The sequence below is a fragment of the Novipirellula caenicola genome (assembly GCF_039545035.1).
Classification (GTDB): domain Bacteria; phylum Planctomycetota; class Planctomycetia; order Pirellulales; family Pirellulaceae; genus Novipirellula; species Novipirellula caenicola.
Map to the genome: position 1 here is coordinate 25649 of NZ_BAABRO010000014.1, position 18283 is coordinate 43931.

The 18283-nt window shown below is 54.7% G+C and carries 16 protein-coding genes; 7 read left to right on the forward strand and 9 right to left on the reverse strand.

Features of this window, described 5'->3' with window-relative positions; genetic code table 11:
- Positions 1-1011 (forward strand): methyltransferase, encoded by a 1011-nt coding sequence (locus tag ABEA92_RS22810; protein ID WP_345686545.1) that lies wholly within the window; start codon positions 1-3, stop codon positions 1009-1011.
- Positions 1012-1311: 300 nt separating this feature from the next.
- A complete protein-coding gene (locus ABEA92_RS22815) occupies positions 1312-1491 on the forward strand; it encodes a hypothetical protein (protein ID WP_345686547.1) in 180 nt (59 codons plus the stop codon).
- Positions 1492-1618: 127 nt separating this feature from the next.
- On the opposite strand, the gene ABEA92_RS22820 is transcribed toward ABEA92_RS22815, so the two are convergent.
- From ABEA92_RS22820 to ABEA92_RS22830, 3 genes are all read right to left on the reverse strand, one after another.
- Positions 1619-2887, reverse strand: coding sequence for a DUF1559 family PulG-like putative transporter (locus ABEA92_RS22820; RefSeq protein WP_425572482.1), 1269 nt, complete (start codon positions 2885-2887; stop codon positions 1619-1621).
- 764 nt (positions 2888-3651) lie between these two features.
- Positions 3652-4449: an endonuclease/exonuclease/phosphatase family protein gene (locus ABEA92_RS22825; RefSeq protein ID WP_345686549.1), complete on the reverse strand. Its 798-nt coding sequence runs from the start codon at positions 4447-4449 to the stop codon at positions 3652-3654.
- Between the two features lie 191 nt (positions 4450-4640).
- A complete protein-coding gene (locus ABEA92_RS22830) occupies positions 4641-5243 on the reverse strand; it encodes a 3-keto-disaccharide hydrolase (protein WP_345686551.1) in 603 nt (200 codons plus the stop codon).
- A gap of 885 nt (positions 5244-6128) precedes the next feature.
- Here ABEA92_RS22830 and ABEA92_RS22835 point away from each other — a divergent pair.
- Positions 6129-6917, forward strand: a complete 789-nt coding sequence (locus ABEA92_RS22835) for a hypothetical protein (protein ID WP_345686553.1) — start codon at positions 6129-6131, stop codon at positions 6915-6917.
- A 79-nt stretch (positions 6918-6996) separates the two neighbouring features.
- On the opposite strand, the gene ABEA92_RS22840 is transcribed toward ABEA92_RS22835, so the two are convergent.
- Entirely contained in the window at positions 6997-7590 is a 594-nt protein-coding gene (locus tag ABEA92_RS22840; protein ID WP_345686555.1) for a nitroreductase family protein, read from the reverse strand.
- 350 nt (positions 7591-7940) lie between these two features.
- On the opposite strand from ABEA92_RS22840, the gene ABEA92_RS22845 reads away from it, so the two are divergent.
- Positions 7941-8723 carry a GAF domain-containing protein gene (locus ABEA92_RS22845; protein WP_345686557.1) on the forward strand — a complete coding sequence of 261 codons (783 nt, stop codon included), beginning with the start codon at positions 7941-7943 and terminating at the stop codon, positions 8721-8723.
- Between the two features lie 87 nt (positions 8724-8810).
- Here the strand turns inward: ABEA92_RS22845 and ABEA92_RS22850 are convergent, their stop codons facing one another.
- Positions 8811-9695 (reverse strand): metallophosphoesterase family protein, encoded by an 885-nt coding sequence (locus tag ABEA92_RS22850; protein ID WP_345686558.1) that lies wholly within the window; start codon positions 9693-9695, stop codon positions 8811-8813.
- A gap of 129 nt (positions 9696-9824) precedes the next feature.
- The gene (locus ABEA92_RS22855) at positions 9825-10538 is read right to left on the reverse strand and encodes a peroxiredoxin-like family protein (protein ID WP_345686559.1); all 714 of its coding nucleotides are present in this window, start codon (positions 10536-10538) and stop codon (positions 9825-9827) included.
- Positions 10539-10826: 288 nt separating this feature from the next.
- Between ABEA92_RS22855 and ABEA92_RS22860 the strand changes: the two genes are divergently transcribed.
- Positions 10827-11975: a DinB family protein gene (locus ABEA92_RS22860; RefSeq protein ID WP_345686560.1), complete on the forward strand. Its 1149-nt coding sequence runs from the start codon at positions 10827-10829 to the stop codon at positions 11973-11975.
- Positions 11976-11996: 21 nt separating this feature from the next.
- Here the strand turns inward: ABEA92_RS22860 and ABEA92_RS22865 are convergent, their stop codons facing one another.
- Positions 11997-13181: a glycosyltransferase family 2 protein gene (locus ABEA92_RS22865; protein WP_345686562.1), complete on the reverse strand. Its 1185-nt coding sequence runs from the start codon at positions 13179-13181 to the stop codon at positions 11997-11999.
- 395 nt (positions 13182-13576) lie between these two features.
- Between ABEA92_RS22865 and ABEA92_RS22870 the strand changes: the two genes are divergently transcribed.
- Positions 13577-14581 (forward strand): SMP-30/gluconolactonase/LRE family protein, encoded by a 1005-nt coding sequence (locus ABEA92_RS22870; protein WP_345686564.1) that lies wholly within the window; start codon positions 13577-13579, stop codon positions 14579-14581.
- Between the two features lie 243 nt (positions 14582-14824).
- Complete coding sequence (locus ABEA92_RS22875) at positions 14825-15979, forward strand: hypothetical protein (protein ID WP_345686566.1); 1155 nt, start codon at positions 14825-14827, stop codon at positions 15977-15979.
- A gap of 47 nt (positions 15980-16026) precedes the next feature.
- Here the strand turns inward: ABEA92_RS22875 and ABEA92_RS22880 are convergent, their stop codons facing one another.
- Both ABEA92_RS22880 and ABEA92_RS22885 read right to left on the reverse strand, forming a co-directional pair.
- Positions 16027-16926, reverse strand: coding sequence for a hypothetical protein (locus ABEA92_RS22880; RefSeq protein ID WP_345686568.1), 900 nt, complete (start codon positions 16924-16926; stop codon positions 16027-16029).
- Between the two features lie 176 nt (positions 16927-17102).
- Positions 17103-18215, reverse strand: coding sequence for a prenyltransferase/squalene oxidase repeat-containing protein (locus ABEA92_RS22885; protein WP_345686570.1), 1113 nt, complete (start codon positions 18213-18215; stop codon positions 17103-17105).
- Positions 18216-18283: the final 68 nt, after the last annotated feature.

An 18283-nucleotide genomic window follows, 5' to 3' on the forward strand; every position in this document is an offset into this window, starting at 1 on the left:
ATGAACGAACCCAATCCCGTCATCATCTTTGAGACATTGAACGCGTTTCAGCGAACGGGAGCCCTCAAGGCAGCCATCGAATTGAAAGTGTTCACGGCGCTTGGTGCAGGACCGCTAGATGCAAACTCGCTCGCAACGGCGTGCGGCACCAGCGTGCGAGGAATGCGGATTCTGTGTGACTATTTGACGGTGATTGGTTTTCTCGAGAAAGCCCACGCGGCGTATTCATTGACACCCACCGCCGCGGTGTTCTTGGATCAGAACTCGCCCCATTACATGGGCAGCGTCGCTGGGTTTGTGGCCGCGGATGAGATCATGGATACCTACCGCGACGTCACGGGAGCGGTTCGTCACGGCGGCACCTTGCTGCCCGGCGGTGGCAGCACCCACGTCGATTTTTCGCTGTGGGTCGAATTCGCCAAGACGATGGCGCCAATGATGAAGCCCGCCGCAGACTTCATCGCGAATCTCGTCGCCGAGAAACACGCCGGCAGCCGCTTGCGGGTGTTGGATGTCGCTGCGGGGCATGGGATGTTCGGGATCACGATCGCCGAACAAATGCCGGACGCCGAAATTGTCGCTCAAGACTATCAACGAGTTCTAGCGGTCGCCGAGCAAAATGCCGACATTGCCGGCGTCCAGGATCGATACACGCTGCTGCCCGGCGATGCGATGTCTGTTGATTTCGGAAGCGACTATGACTTCATCTTGCTGACCAATTTCTTGCACCACTTTGGCGTCGATACCTGCAACACCCTGCTCAAAAAAGTGCGGTTCGCACTGAAGCCGCAGGGGGCTGTCATCTTGCTCGATTTCATCCCGAACGAAGATCGCGTTTCTCCGCCGACCGCCGCAACGTTCGCGCTGACGATGCTAATGAGTACCGATCAAGGTGATGCCTACACGTTTGCTGAATACAAGCAAATGCTTACGGCGGCTGGGTTCAGCAATAACCAAATGGTGGACGTGCCCAATTCTCCCTCGCGATTGGTGATCAGTAGCAACGCGTGAGACGATCGCTTGATCGCACAGCTCGACCGCGATTGCATTGCCAAAAACGGAAACGATGCCAGTCGGTCGCATGTTCCTCGCGACGTGAGCTCACTGTCGTCGTCTGGAAGATCACGCTACGATTACCGTAAATTTTCAACGAACGATCGATTGACGATCGCGGTCATTGTCGACGCGTGCATGGAGTTGCAACAAGAAAACAATAACAACTCAGCTCGTCAAAAGAATGAACATGAAGTAAAATCAGAGAGAAGCCAAAATGTATGGCTGGCCCCCCATTTCTTTCCCACCTAAAGGTTTATGATGAGTCGAATTTTTTCATTTGCGATTCTCGTTGCAGCACTCGCAATCACCGGATGCTCGTCGTCGGATTCCACCAACATCTTAGAAGATGCAGATCAAGCAGCGATTGACGCGTATGACGCGCAGGCCGCTGAGAACGAGAAGATGTTGAACGGTTACGAGGGAGTCGAAAAGTAACCCTATCGAACCTTGAACGATTACAACGAAACAACCTCGGAGCTTGAAAAAGCCCGAGGTTGTTTTTTTTGCGACGATTCGCACGCAGAGTGCGAATCAATTTTCAAGTCTGCAGCACGACCGCATTTTAGAATTCGCTGCTGATCACTTCCTTCGAAGCGCGTGTGCCCAGTGCACCCCAGAGTCCGAACGGACTTTGAGCACCCGTTTGGTTCTTGGTTGCAGCGCTACCGCCAAGATAAACAACGGGGTTCTGTGAATTCCCTGCTTCGATCGAATCGGTGATGAACTTGACCGCTCCGTCACCCATCAAAACGTGAGCACCGCCTTGGTGGCGACTCGAAGCGGTGGCGACCAAATCGCCGTGACCCGCTCCGGGGCCGGCGTCGGTACAGACCGCCGAGTTGGGTGGCAAAATGGTGTGCATTTGTCCGTAGACCGGCATGGCGTCGTACCAATGGTATCCACGTCCCCAGTTGGAATTGACACCGATGCTGGCGATCCAAAACTGTGGACGCTCTGGATCAAGCGATGCCTTCATGAACGATGGATTTAGATGGCAATCCTTACGTTCCCCCGTCACCCCGACGCCACCGCTGGTTGGCAACGAGGTGCGAGCATCTTTGTCGCCTAGATCGGTTGCAATTTCGCCGCACATGATGGTGTTAGCCAACCCGTCCAGCGTGTCACGGAATTTCATGTTCTTGGTAAGAACGAAAATCCCGCGGTGGGCCGCGTTGGAATGTTGTGCCGAACCCGTGCTAGGTGTGTAGGGAAGGGTTACACTCGAATCCTCGGATTGCTCGTTGACATTCAAATACGGATCACGCGATCGATACGACGAATCTCCGGTGCACGCCACATAGTTGGTGCGTCCCAACGATGGCAATCCCGTTCCGGGGTCACTCGGACAGCGAAGCGTCGCCAATTCGGTCACGTAGGGCAGGTAGTTTCGCTCATCGGGACGCGGTCCCATTGCTTGCCATGGTGGCGATTTTGGAGTTCCGTTCGAATTGATCGCGAGCGGATTGCTGATCTGCTCCCACAAGGCTTGTTGTTCAATGAACGGCACAATGCCGACCAGCATCGACAGTCGGTGGTTTGAGCAGCCCGTTGCCGAGGGGGTTGTGGGCGAGGGTTGATCCCACAGGTCACGTCCGCCCACAACATAAGTCCCAGTGCCTAACACTGGTAACTGGTTGTAGGCAGAGTGATAGTTGTGGATCCCCAAGCCGATTTGCTTGAAGTTGTTACTGCAGCTCATACGACGGGCTGCTTCCCGAGCGGCTTGAACGGCGGGCAGCAAAAGGCCAACCAATACGCCAATGATGGCAATCACAACGAGCAGCTCAACCAGAGTAAATGCGGCATTTCGCCGCTGAAGTCTAGCGTGCAACGCAATTCTCCTAAAAAGGAAAGGGAGGGGGGATAAAGGCGGGAAAAGGGGACACCCCTAAAGAAGGGGCGTCGCTCCGTTAAAGCCAGTCTAACGACAAACAAGGCAACCGTAAATGAGAATTTGCGGGGGTGCCGCCTACTTTCTCCAATGCGAATCCCTGCCGGGGGGACAGGCCTCGCCTCTTTGCTGGGGACACTGTATAGACTTTTGCGATCGCTGGTCTGCACGAGAGGCGAGTCGCAAGACGCTGGATGGGGGGGCGGCAATGTCGAATACGGTGGGGCGTGAACGCATCGACTGTGGCTATCGAAAGCGACAATTCTGCCAACTGCACCTGAGGCCAAAGCCCCGTCGTGACGCATTTCTTAGTGGCAGCTTGCGCCAGAAAGGGGGCCTCGTGTTTGTTTTGAAGTTGCGTGTTTTTATTTAGGGGCAAAGCCCCGGACGTTTACCCAGCCCAGCCCAACGGGCTGGGACCAAGAAAACCAATGAATTGTAGGGCCAACGGTCCGGCCGTTTGTTGGGACCTAATGAGGGCGGCTAGCAAATGGCCGGGCCTTTGGCCCGAAGAACGAAAAACGCGCAACTTCAAAACTGACGCGTCGGGTTGTGATTCCCCGGGAAAATCGACGATAGCGCAACTTCAAAATGTGAATGCGCGGCGACGGTCCCCATGACGAGGTGAAACTGCCGACTTTAACTGCTTCACCGCGTTCGCCCAGGGCGGCGGACTCAACAGCGGTGATGGCGTCGCGAAATCGCTAAGGGGTATGCATTGGCTGCAGCTGGAGCACGGCAAAGATCGCTCGGTGATCCGAAGCGACTGCTTCGTCGAGTACGTTGACTTCGACGACATTCCAGCGATTTTGAGGGCGATAGAGGATGAAGTCGATTTGCCGCTTGGGCTCGGTCACCGGGATCGTTGGTATCGGGGCGTCGGTCACCGATGTCCACATGGCACCAAGCCGTTTCATGGTTTCGCTGTCTGGGGTCGCATTCATATCACCCGCCAATAATGCAATCGGTTGCTTCGCTTTCTTTACGCTCGCGTTGATTGCATCGGCGGATTCAAGTCGCTCGCGTTCATCGCGGCGATGATCCAGATGAGTTGCCATCAGCAGCAGCGGTTCGGCAACGCCAGGGATTTGAATCGTCGCTTCGATGTAGCCGCGTTGTTCGCCGTCGGCAAGATTGGGAAGCATGCGATTGGTGTGCGCGCGGACCGGATAACGTGATAATATCGCGTTCCCGTAATGGCCTCCTTGCAGCGGAATGTTGGCTCCAAATACCACGTTCATGTCGGTCAGTCGAGCCAACTCGGCAGGCTGGTCCACCGACTGCGACCGGCCAACGTTCTGGTCGACTTCTTGCAGCGCAACCAGGTCGGGTTTTACCGAGTTAATCACCGCCGCAATCCGCTGCAAATCCAATTGTCCGTCGATTCCTTCGCCATGGTGAATGTTGTAGCTGAGGACCCGTAGCTTGACAGGCTCGTCCGCCACCGCGAACGGTGCGAGCGAAACCAACAACAGAAGCAACCAAGATCGTAGAGTCGACATTCGCATGGCCATTGGTAGGAAGACGTTAAAGTTTACGCTGTTTCAAGTTCGGATTTTGTTGCCCGGGCCCACCAGGCGGTGCGGCGGCAATCCGATTTGCGGAGTGATACTCTGGACTGTTTCCAAGACAACCCATTGAGCGGTCGCGATGGCTTCGCGGCCGCTCGTTGGTTTGCACGCCAGTAATGCGGTTATGGCAACGGTTGCACTTCGACCTTACGGATACTGACTTTGCTTCCGGGATCGTGTTGTTGAAACGCGAAGTGACCTTCTTTGAACGTCTTGTCAAAGTCGAGGTATTCGTACAATTCGTTTCCATCGACCGTAATTTTGATCCGCGTCATTTCGCGACCGCGCCATACGTCGTCACGCACTTCGATTTCGTAGGTAAACCAGGTGTCGGGTTTGACGTGTTGCTTGTAGACATGGCACATTCCATAGAGTGATCCAGTACGAATCGGGTCGGTATGAGTGCTGTCGATTTGAGCTTCGTAGCCATCCGAAAATCCTGGTTTCTCGGTGGTGCGGAAATACATTCCCGAGTTTCCGCCATCGTTGATTTTGACTTCGGCGCGGTAGCGAAAGTTTTTGTAAGGGCCAGTGGTGGTGACCAGCATCGATTGCGAACCGGACCCTTGGATGGCGCCGTCTTTGACTTCCCAAACACTGTTCTCCTTGCCAACCTTCTGCCATCCGTCGAGCGTTTTTCCGTCAAACAGAGATGTCCAGGCGGCGTCTTCGGCCATCGCGTTTGTGCCGAATGAGAGCGTCGAAAGCACAGTCAGGAAAAGCATGAAACGAGACAAAACGGCGTACATAAGCGAATTCCAGTGAAATGGGAGGGGATAGAAATGCCTCTCGGTCGATCAAGAGGCATGGTCAGACTCGGATATCGGGTCTGCGGTAGGGAGTCTCACTTTAGCAACCCGACACACCAACGCAATCACGCAAGTGGGGCAGAGGGCTACTCTGGCAGTATTTCGGCAGCTTAATTCAAACTAAGCCCATGAAAATCCGCTCCAGATTGCCTCTGCATTTCTAAGCGACGGATTCGCGTCGGCGGCATTGCATGGCGCGTTTGGGGCGTGCAGGTTTGAGGGGCGAGGTAGGGAGTTGCGAGCGGCTCACGAAAAACGCAACGCTACAAACACCACACGTTTGGTGCGAAAGTCGATGACAATGGCCGTAAGGCACTTGGTAGCGTATGGTACCCGGCCGCTGACGCGTCGCGGCTCACAAAAACAACAGGCCGTTGACCAGTTCCATTGCGCTGGGGCTGCAGGAATCCGGAACGTAAGGTGCTCGGTTGCTGCCGCCTGAAAAGTGTACAGGTGGACGAATGATGAGTGTTACAGGTGCAACACACCGGAGTTGCGCATTTCTTGCGCATGAGTTGGCGTCGGAACCCGTTTGGCATTGCTGCACTTACCAAACGCGAAGTCGTTTTCGCAGGCTTTTGTCGTCGTTGTTTCCAAATCGCTGTCGCAGCCAAACGCTCTACGGTTTCCGTTACTTGTCGTTGCACATGATGGCGAAACCCGAAATCTGGAACAATAGACTGTTGTCGGCGCACTGGAGGGGTGTTAGGCTCGTTCTGTTCGGGGGGCTTCGCTTGCAGCGGTGTGAATCGCCAGCCTTCCGACGGGAAAGAATCAGGGGACTACGTTGGAGTTGGCATCGTGTTCACTAATCATCATTCTCGCGACGTGTCACTGCCTGAGCGATTTCGTCCAGGTCTGACATCTTTGCTCGAAGCGGTTGAGTATGCCGAGCAGACGAGCGGCGATTACTGGGAATTCGCAGTTGAACTGGATCGTTTAACATCCTACGGGCTGACCTTCAATGACTTTCGCTGGCTGGTGCGGTGCCACTACGTCGAACATCAACGCGAAGTGACACTCGAGCGCGATGACGGTCGCGCGTTCCGGCCCACGGGCGATTTAACGTTTCCCGATCGCACCTGCTTTGTGCTGACAAAATTGGGGATTGAATTTGCCCGAAGTTATTGCGCGGTCTCGATCAATCATGGTGCGATCCACCATGGTGTGGTAACCAGTGCAGTAAACGGCAACCGGATCACACCGGCAGAGGCCGAGCAAGGAGGCGATGTCGCACCGCCGCCGACCGCTGCGACGAACGAGCCAATGGCAAAAACAATTCTGCTTCCGCAGTGGGATCCCCAGCGGCGGCAGTTGCGATTCAATGGGGTAGCGGTCAAAGAATTTAGGTGGACTGCCCACAACCAAGAAGCGATTCTGAGTGCGTTCCAGGAAGAGCACTGGCCCGCACGGATCGACGATCCGTTGCCGCCTCATGCGGAACAGGATTCCAAACGCCGGTTAAGCGATACGATCAAGTGTTTGAACCGAAAACAGGTCAATCCGATCCTACACTTTCGCGGCGACGGTACGGGCGAAGGCGTGGTTTGGGAACACATTGGGGATCGTTCCTGCCGTCGACGCCCGTGAGGCGTCGCTCATCCAACGGGATATCAAGAAAGTGTCCTTAGAACTCAAGACAACGTCGCCCTAGTTGCGGCCATGTTGTCTAGTTGGCCGGATGGCCCCATTTGCCTGAAAAGACAAATTCCGAGAGCGGTTTTCGCTGTCGTGTTGCCTGGTCTCGCTGCTTCAACTCCTCTGGAAGCGACTCGGGATCGGCCGCGTATCCGATCGCCATCGCGGTCAACGGTTGGATATCCTCGGGAACCTCGAACACTTCACGTGCTTTGTCTGAGTGGATGCCGATCATTTGGTGGACGGATAATCCGCGGGCGGTCGCTTCAAAGCAAATATTGCCAGCGGCGAGTCCTAAATCGTGGGTTGCCGCTGCGTTGGGTTTACCGTTTCGCGAGAACTTCAAACGGGTGCAACACAATACCAGTACCGGGGCCGCCTTGGCCCAGGCTTGGTTGGCGTCGACCAAGCAAGACAGCAGTTGATCGAACCGCTCGCCATCGTCGCGTGTCGCCACGATAAAGGACCAGGGTTGTTCGTTGTACGAGGACGGAGCCCAACGCGCCGCCTCCATTAACGCGTCAATGTCCTGTTTGGAAACCGAGCGTTCGTCGAATCCATACGGGCTCCATCGTTTGCGGATCAATTCATGAATAGGGTGATCACTGGATGCTTCTTTGTTCATCTCAGGGGCTCCTTTGGGTAAGCGTGTAACAGCTTCTGCAGAACTTTTAAAGCCAGGTTGGATCCAGCTCATTTTTTGAACGTCATCCGTCGCCGTTTTCGCTGCGTTTTCGCCGTGTTTTCGAGCGACATTTGACGCCATCGTACCCGATCCATCGCGGCGACGTGAACGGTGCCGCCCGCGACCAACCCAAACCGAGCGTGATCACGGTTCTGCTGGAAACAGTTCGCGGAAATTTAACGATTCCCACGGGGGGGTGTCTAATTGCGACGTAACTTTTAAGGGCACCATGTTACGTGGACTACGCTGCGGCTTACTCCCGAGCTGCTAACTAAACGAGGATGCTAGAAATGGGAATTAGCGTTGTCGAAACATCGACACTTGATTGTGTATTCGGACTCTCCAGCAGAATCGTTAACGGTGCGACGCTGGATGAATCGCTTAATTTCGTGTTTGAATCCTTTCAGGGGCTGATCCCGTACGATCGAATTGGATATGCCGAAATCGACGAGATTGCGGAATATGCCACATCGCGATGGCTCCGCTCGAACGAACCTACGCATCTGCGACTTGGTTACGCAGCCGCGATTGCCGATTCATCGTTGTCGGTGGTGCTGAAAATGCAGCAACCGCGAGTGCTGAACAATTTGAATGACTATTTAGAACGACGTCCAAATTCTCGATCGACACGGTTGATGATTCGAGAGGGAATGCAGTCGTCGCTGACGTGCCCTGTGATCGCGAAAAACAAGCCTCTCGGGTTCTTGTTTTTTAGCAGCAAGTCGATCGAGTCGTATACAAAGACGCACATCAAATTGTCAAAGGTGGTGGCAATGCAGTTGGCGATGCAGCAAACGGCCGTGCAAGCGATCGCGGCGAGCAAGAAGCAACCACCGACGAAGTCGTTGGCTGACGAGGCTGCAGCAGCTTCATTGCCGGAACCTCAGACGGGACCGAGACATCTGTCGCTGTCGCAATTGCAACCCGGAATGGTGCTGGCTGACCCAATTCAATTGGAAAATGGCCGATTGCTGCTTGCATCGCAAGTCGTGCTAAGCGAAGTATCGATCGAACGCCTTATTCGACTTGCCGTGCGTGGTTTCTTACGCGTCGAATTCGTATCCGTCTTATAGCGGCATACTTATTACGGCAAAGCGTGGCTGTGAATTGGGTGGACGATCAAGTTCGGGGGACGAACGAAGAATGGAGGTTCACTTCGCTTAGCGAAAGTCACGGTCCAGCTGGTTTCGAAATCCGGTTAACCGGATGGTTCCATCGGTCGCCAAGCGGAGTAGCGAGTATCCGTTGTTCTCGGCGCCGGATCCTTCGACCATCGCCACCAACGTGCAGTAGTGGATTCCGTTGATCTCGTTCAGGTCATTTTGGTGGCTATGGCCTTGGAATACTGCTTTGACATTCCCGCTCGTCTCGAGCACCTTACGAACCTGGGCGTTATTTCGCACGCCATGATGATTGTTGACGTCGAGTCGCTGGTGTGCGAACACGACGACATGTTTCTTGGTTGCCGCCAGATCGGCTGCGAGCCACTCTAATTCGGCCGCCGGAATATTGGCGTCGGTCCACTTAAAATTCTTGCGTTCATACGCGACGCCATCGCTGCGAAAACAGGAATCAAGGATGACAAAATGGTAGTCACCATGATCAAACGAATAGTATGATTTTTCTTGGCCGACGCCCTCCAAGAACTCTTCTTTTTTCAGCGTGTCGACACAGTGATTTCCCAACACGTAGTGACGCGAATCACAGATTGCTGAGAATGGTTGGTTGATCGCACGTAGATACTTCTTTTCGGTGTCGACGGAATCTGCGGCATCGATCAGATCGCCTAGCTCGACTACGAACGCAGGTTGCTGACGTTCGAATTGCAATGCCGCTTCTTCGAGTTTCCTCAACGTTTCGCGGTAGTGACGACTGCCGCCCGCAGGTTTATCCGCGTAGTGAAGGTCGGTGACCAAGCCGACATACAAATCATCCTCCGCGCTGGCCGCATACAGCGGCAATGACGCTGCGGACGTGGCGGCCAAGACCAACGTTCCATTGAGGACAAAAGCACGACGCGTCGAAGGGGCGTTTACTAGATTCATTGGGCTAATGTTGCGAGCGAGCGTGTCATGGTAACAGCACGGTGTCTTGTCCGCATGGATTCAATCCGGCACACGTGCTCTAGCTCGCATAGGATACCCAGAATTCGCCCCGAAATGGGTTGGGGAAGCCTATAGGCTTTCCACCGCGGCGATCACATCAGCCGGTTCGGGCCGTTTTGTGTAGTCTGCGTTAAGGTAGGCGTAAGTAATTTTGCCATTGGCGTCGATCACATACGTAGCGGACAAAGGAAGCTCGGCGGCGTTGTTGCCATTGAAATCTGCCAATTTGTCCTTGAACATCGGCGCGATCGTTTGCGGAAGCGAAAATACAATTCCATATTGCCGGGCGAGCTGATTGTCTTTGTCGTGTAGCGCTACCATGTTCAAGTTGTTTGCCGCCGCCGTCTGCTTTGCTTTCTCGGGCAGTTCAGGGGTCAAAATGACCAGACGCGCCCCGGCACCCTCGAGCGTGGAGAGTTGTTTCTGCATGGCCCGCAACTGCGCGTTGCAGTAGGGGCACCATCCGCCGCGGTACCACATCAATACCACGGGGCCTTCGCTCCACAGTTCGCTCAATTGGACCGATTTCCCGTCCCATCCGGTCAACTTGCCATCGACCGCGGCATCGCCGACCTGTTTGGCTGATTTTTCAATTCCGCTCGCCTTAACCTCAGCAACGCCGCCGCGAAATTTTGCTGCCAACTCGGGGCTGAACCGTGTTGCCGTGGTCGATGCGATGTCGCTTAATTCTTGTTGCAGCGTTTTGGGCTGTGGATCGTCTGCGAAACACGGCGTGAATGTCAAAGCGAGAGTGAGCAGAGAAAAGGTCGGCATTTTGAGCATGGTTCGATTCCGGGTTTTTAATCGGTTTGAAAGAATTTTCAGAGTCAGAAGAAGTGGTCATCGTTGGCGTCCCCCCCAACGTTCAGACACTCCAATTTGAGTTTCTGAGTCACCCAACATAAAAGTTCGATGAAATCCAATTGGCTCGCAGGTCGTGACGAGACGGGGGCCCCAACTTACATTGGATGTTCATCTCGCCGAATGGTCCGCCCCGTTGAGCTGCGAGTTTCCGAGGCGGACGGCCAGCGGAACTCACCATCCCCTAAAAAACCCGTAAGAGAAATCGTGATGCCGCGTTATTTAATTTGTGCCCTCCTGATTCTGATGTGTTGCCGATCCGGCGAAGCAGCCCAGGGCGATCCGGTCGCGGTTCGCAAATGGTCCGGCGACATGGTTTCGCTGGAAACTCACTGGGGATTGCAGTTGGCAATCAAGACGCCGGACGCGGCGGTGGGGGAGTTGCCGGGGGGCGTGGATCAAACGATCTCGACGTCCGACCGCGTGGATCATGTATTGTTTCGCGAGCCTAACGCCTCGGATTCTTCTTGGTTGCCAATTGCCGATGCCACAACCAAGGATGCGAACCAAGTTCGCGTTCGGTCGGTGGGCAACGGCGTGGTCACCATCACCGTGGACGGCATTGTAGTCGTGGTGGTCCATCCCAGCACGACTGACCGCGACATCGACGTGCCTGATGGGGTGGATGTCCTTGTGGTGGCGAGCGGCGACGGATCAACGCCGACCGATAAGTCGATCGCAAAATGGGCGGCTCAATGGCGGCCGCGTTTTGTGATTCCGCTGGGAATCGATTCGGCGAACGAAACCGTGAGAACACTGGTTGAATCGGAGCAATTCAAAGCGAAGGTCATTCGCCAAACGCACAACACGTTTGCCGTATCGCACTCGGGCAACAAAGCCACGCAGTCGCAGATCGTGCTGCTACGTGATACTGCTTGGACCATGCCGCAACCGTTGGCCGAAGAGTTTGCGAAGATGGAGCAAGCTTGTCGCGAATCGCAAAAGGTCTTTGCCAAGCTGTCCGTTGAACAAACGAACTTTCGCCCCGAAAATGGAACTCATACGCCACGTTGGAATGCAGAGCACATGATGGGACGTCAATTGTTGTTCTTTTCCCAGATCTACCATGCAATCGATCCAGCGATTCCGACGCTCGACTTGAATCCCAAACAAATGCCACCGGATTATGAGTTCGCACATCCGGATTGGGATGGGGCCGAAGAGGCTCGGCAAATGCAACGAGTCAGCGACTTCACTCGCCGCTTCGCCTACCTGCTTGACGGAGTGGAACTTGATACGAAGGCGCCTGGAAGCCGTTGGCCGACGCTGCGTGCATTGCTGAAACAAATGCAGCGTCATTACGGCGAACACACCGCCAACACCGAAAAGAAGTTTGAATTGCCGGGTTTCCCCAAGTGATATTGAACGATCGTGGATCGATCATTCGGTGCCTCGACGGATCACACGGCCTCGCCACACGACCCCGTCGCTAACGACATGGTGATAGATCGCGCGCGCGAAACAGCAGCCGATCGGGATCGCAGACAACGGAAAGGCGAGTGCTTTGATCGGATGCATCTGAGCAAGTCGACTTGCCAACACCAGGATCGCAGCTTGCGCGACGTATGCACTAAGCCCCGATGCGATCCAGATCGGGTTGTGCCGATAGAGACCGATCAATAACACAGTGATTGGGATCCAGTAGACGACAATCGGCACCAACATCGCTGGGAATGCGAACGCGATATGCGAAACCGCGCCCAGGATGTTTTTGCTGAATCCCCAAAATGCGTCTCGGTTGTTTTTAAAGAGCCGGACGCTCAGCAATTGTGGCGCCAACGCGATGCACGTCTTGAATCCTTGGGCTTTGACATTTCGAGCCAACATCACGTCATCGAGAGCTTCGTTTCGAACACTCGACAATCCGCCGATGGTGTCCAATACGTCGCGGTGGGTCAGCATAAATGCGCCCGCGGCTACCGCATGAGGCGAATCGGGATCGTCAAGTTTCGAATTCAAAAAGGTGACAAGACCGAACACCATCAGGTGCGGCACGATGGCATTTTCCCAGAATGAAACCAGTTGCACGTTGGGGAACAAGCTGAGAAAGTCGCAAGGTTTTGCCTGCATGTGCTGCAGTGCGGTGATGAAACAGCGAGGTGAATGGATCACATCCGCATCTGCGAAAACAACGTAGTGCCGATTTGTCGATCGATACGCGTGTTGCATCGCGTTGGCTTTGCCAAACCAACCGTCTGCTAGCGGAGGATCGTGAAGCACACGGACTCGCGGATCGTTTTCAGCAATCGAATCCGCGATCGCGCCGGTTTGGTCCGTCGAATGATCATTGATCACGGTGATTTGAGCATCGACGTCCTGTTGCGCCAGGATGCTGCGAATCGCGTCACCGATATCATCTTGTTCATTACGCGCCGGAACAATCACATCGATGCGAGGTCGATTGGAGGCCGCGTGCTCGGTCGGCGAGAGCCACTGAACGACGTAGAACGTGCGGATGAAACCGAGACCAATCAGTATGCACAGTGCGGTGATCGCCAGCGTAAGGATGGGCCAGATCGTCAAGGCTACGTCTCGGTTTTCGGTTGCGAAACGGGGGCCGATCATCGCGAAACTCTCCGAGAGTTTCACCGGTCCTCACCTCAATCTCTTCCCATCGTAGCGAAAAGTGCCCACCGTTTCGTTACATGTCGGTGATGTTCTGCGGGCGGCATCGATCGGACTTGTCATCTGCCTGGTGAGATCGCGATCGCCGTGTTCGCGTGATCGTTAGGATCGGCATTTTCGGTTGCGGCCCCCCTAAACGTCGCGACACGATCGGGCCGGTCGCATGAAGGGGATTCCCAGCAAGAAATACCGGGTTTTAGGGCAACCGAGAAACTTTTTGAGTACAATTGCACACGGTTTCCGCACCCGATTAGCGGTCCGGATTTTTGCCGCCCTCCCTGATTGTTCGCCTGCATCCCACCCGCTTGCCACCACCGATAGACCTACGCTTCATCATGCGAAATTTCTCTTTCGTTGCTCTGTCCACCCTGCTCGCTCCGCTGATGCTATGTGCGGCGACCGCGTGCGCTCAAACGCCAACCACATTGGGGCGAATCGAGCGACTCGATCCCGCTCTTGATGCTCGGATTTCCGAGGATACGAAGATCGAGGTATTGGCCAGCGGATTCACTTGGTGCGAGGGCCCGGTTTGGGTCAGCGATGCGGCCGAAGGGTATTTGTTGTTCTCGGATATCCCACGCAACTCGATCTTCCGCTGGACAGCGTCGCGAGGTATCGAATTGTACATGCAGCCAAGCGGCTATACCGGGATTAGCTACTACGGGCTTGAACCCGGCAGCAATGGATTGGCATTGGATTCCGAGGGTCGTCTGGTCGCTTGCGAGCACGGGGATCGCCGGGTGTCTTTGCTGACGCGAGGTGGTGGCAAGATCACGCTAGCCGATCGTTTTGAAGGTCGACGTTTGAACAGCCCGAATGATTTGGTGTTCGGTGACGGCGGCGTGCTGTACTTTACCGACCCACCGTATGGACTTCCCGAACGAGCATCGGATCCCCGTCGCGAGCTCGATTTTTGTGGGATCTATCGGCTGGATCCCGATGGCAAGTTGAATCTGCTAACCAAGCAGCTGGCTCGTCCCAATGGGATCGGACTCTCACCGGATCAAAAAACGCTTTACGTCGCTCAGAGTGATCCTGCGGCTCCGGTATGGATGGCGTTTCCGATTAACGACGACAAGAGCCTTGGCGAAGGCAAAGTCTTGTTGGATGCAAAACGGTTTATGGCTGAGTACCCGGGGCTTCCCGATGGATTGGACGTTGCCAAAGACGGAACAATTTACGGCAGCGGTCCAGGGGCGATCTACGTGATTCAGCCGGACGGCAAATTGATCGGTCGAATCATCACCGAAGGCCGCGTTAGCAATTGCACGCTCAGCGACGACGAAAAGACGCTGTACATCACCGCCGACGACAAAGTGTGTCGCGTACGATTGAAGTAAGCCGTTCAGGCCGGCGCTGCGAACGATCTCGTAGCGAAACTCGTCAAGAGTTTCGAAGCAGCGATAGGTGGCGGAACGAAAGTCTTGACGACTTCCGCTACGCTTGATTTGCCGTTCAGGCCAGCGCTGCGAACGATCTCGTAGCGAAACTCGCCAAGAGTTTCGGAGCAGCGCTGCGAACGATCTCGTAGCGAAACTCGCCAAGAGTTTCGGAGCAGCGATAGGTGTGGCGGAACGAAAGTCTTGACGACTTCCGCTACGCTCGATTTACCGTTCAGGCGGTCGCTGCGAAAGGATCTCGTAGCGAAACTCGCCAAGAGTTTCGGAGCAGCGATAGATGGTGGAACGAAAGTCTTGACGACTTCCGCTACGCTTGATTTGCCGTTCAGGCTGGGTTTGCGAAAGGATCTCGTAGCGAAACTCGTCAAGAGTTTCGGAGCAGCGATAGGTGGCAGAACGAAAGTCTTGACGACTTCCGCTACGCTTGAATTGCCGTTCAGGCTGACGCTGCGAAAGGATCTCGTAGCGAAAGTCGCCAAGAGTTTCGAAGCAGCGATAGATGGTGGAACGAAAGTCTTGACGACTTCCGCTACGTTTGATTTGCCGTTCAGGCTGGCGTTGCGAAAGGATCTCGTAGCGAAACTCGTCAAGAGTTTCGAAGCAGCGATAGGTGGCAGAACGAAATTCTTGACGACTTCCGCTACGTTTGATTTGCCGTTCAGGCTGGCGCTGCGAAAGGATCTCGTAGCGAAACTCGTCAAGAGTTTCGAAGCAGCGATAGGTGGCGGAACGAAAGTCTTGACGACTTCCGCTACGTTTGATTTGCCGTTCAGGCGGGCGCTGCGAAAGGATCTCGTAGCGAAACTCGTCAAGAGTTTCGAAGCAGCGATAGGTGGCGGAACGAAAGTCTTGACGACTTCCGCTACGTTTGATTTACCGTTCAGGCCAGCGCTGCGAAAGGATCTCGTAGCGAAACTCGTCAAGAGTTTCGAAGCAGCGATAGGTGGTGGAACGAAAGTCTTGACGACTTCCGCTACGTTTGATTTGCCGTTCAGGCGGGCGCTGCGAAAGGATCTCGTAGCGAAACTCGTCAAGAGTTTCGAAGCAGCGATAGGTGGCAGAACGAAAGTCTTGACGACTTCCGCTACGTTTGATTTTCCGTTCAGGCTGGCGTTGCGAAAGGATCTCGTAGCGAAACTCGTCAAGAGTTTCGAAGCAGCGACAGGTGGTGGAACGAAAGTCTTGACGACTTCCGCTACGTTTGATTTACTGTTCAGGCCAGCGCTGCGAAAGGATCTCGTAGCGAAACTCGTCAAGAGTTTCGGAGCAGCGATAGGTGGTGGAACGAAAGTCTTGACGACTTCCGCTACGCTTAAATTGCCAAACTCGTTTAGTTAAGATGCTTTGCAGGCACCAATTGGGCAGCGGTGCACATAGCCGAGTAATTACGGCTTTTTCGCGGTTCGCTCGACGCCGTCGACCAGTTTTTCGGTCATTCGCGAGCGGTATTCCATCAAGCTGTTGGCGCCCTGAAAACCGACTACGGTTTCGTCCCAATCCAGCTGTTTGCTGAGCATGCGGCCGTTATCAATGTCAAAGCGGATCGTGCCGTTGCTAAGCTGCTGAACGACTTGGGCCCGCACCGATTCTTCGGTGATCGGTGTCAACGGTTCGCTGCGTAACGAAAGTGTGGCGACGCCGGTTTGGACTTTATCCAGGGTGTATCGCTCTCGAATCTTGATGACTTTGACTTCGCCGTTGTCCAGTCGTGCTTTGACCTCGTGTGGCACCGACCATGAGTCGCCGATCGCAAGCGGTTCCTCGGGCAATTGAAGCGTCAAGGTGCCCATTCCCAACGATGCTTTGGTGCCACCGTGGTTTTCGCGTTTGACTTCGATGCCTCGCGGGTCGAACGTCAACGTCGTCAATTTTTTGCCAATCTGTTCGGACACTCGGCCAAAGATCGCCGGTGGCTCTTCCTTGGACATGCTGTCCCAGCGGACTTCTTCTTGTTCGCCTTGTTGCTGAGTCATTTCCACCGAATCGACGACGTGATCAATGGTGACTTCGCCATTGGGATCGACGGCTAGAACGTCCCAGTGACGTTGGCTGATGGTGTGAACCGTTGAAATTTCTTCGGCACCACGAATCCGTGTTTTGGTTTTTGCCGCATGAGTCACTTCGTAGTGCAGCTTCTCGCCGGCTTCTAGCGAATAACGCAGCGTGTATCGCTCGAGCACACTTTTTCCGTCCGTGGTGGGATCGCCGGCGTGCACCGCATCGACGTTGACACCAGAAGCAACGGCCAAAAATGTCGCGGCAGCCAAGAAAATGTTTCGATACACAGTCAGAGTCTCCATCCTCTAGAAAGATCGGGCTAGTCGGACGCTGCGTTGCACGCCCCAAGCACAGGTTCTCAGAACCCGCTTTTGAATGCAATACAGATTTCTTGCCGCATCCGGCGGCAATCCAGTGGTGTTTCGTGCTTGCTCATTCAAAACAATCCCGTGCCGCGATCACGTTACCGCTGATAGATCGGCAGGTAGTGGTAACGCACACTCAAACTGAGCACCGCCAACGAGGTGGCGTAGACGCTACCGTAATTGTGCTCTTCGCGTTGGGGTTGCCAGGCTCCGGTTTGATGCTGAGCCCCTAGCAATAAGTCGGAGACCAATTTCGAGGCGGTTTCAGCATGTTTGCCTCCGAATTGATGCATGCCCTGCGAGTAGTAATAGATGCCGTAATAGAAGTAGCGTTCATGCAGTTGCGGTGGATCTTCGAGTAACCAATCGGCGGCTCCCGCGACCATCGGCGAATCATAGAGTCCACATACCTGCATCGCCAATAAGCCGGCGGCGGTCATGGTAAATGTGGCTTGGTGCGTCCCCGGGGTATAGCTAAATCCGCTGACCTCTACGTTGCTGCCGCGAGGTTTTCGGGGCGACGTGTACGATGCTTTCAAGTACTGGACCGCTTGATCGATGGCTTCACCGGGGACTTCCATGCCATCATTTTTGGCCGAACGCAGTGCCATCAATTGCCAAACCGACGCGCTCAGGTCCGAATCGGTGCTGCGGGGTTCGTAACGCCACCCGCCCTGATGCAATTCCGGTTTGCGTACTTTTTGGGCGGCCAAAATCAACTGGATCGCCGGCACCAACGCCTGATGAATTCGTTCGTTTTGCTCGACCGTCGCTCCCATTCCAAGCACTTCGGTCAGCATCAATGTGATGATGCCGTGGCCATACATTCGCGAGCCATCGCTTTTGCCAAAGTACCCATTGTCGTCTTGATGTCGGGGCGTCAAAACAAAATCGATGGCACGCTGCATCACTCGGCCCAATTCCGATTGGTCTCCCGGTTGAGTTCCGATGGACGCCATCGCCATGATCGCCAGCGATGTCATTGTGACATGGTGATTGCGATCAGCCAATGCACCGCTTTCTCGCTGAGTCCCCGCCAGGTATTCGACCGCCTTGCGGACGGCACGGTCGACTTCGTCGGGAACGTAAAGCGTTTGTAGCGAGTCATCCGCAAACGTCGGCTTGGCGAAGGTGGCCGTGGCGAGCGGCAAGCAGGCTGCGGCAACGAACTTTTGCAAAACGCTTCGGCGATTGATTGTGATGGAATTCATTGGATCGTTTCGATTCACTCGTGAACGGTGGGGTCCGCGGCAACCAAAGTGGTTGTCTCGCTACTGCC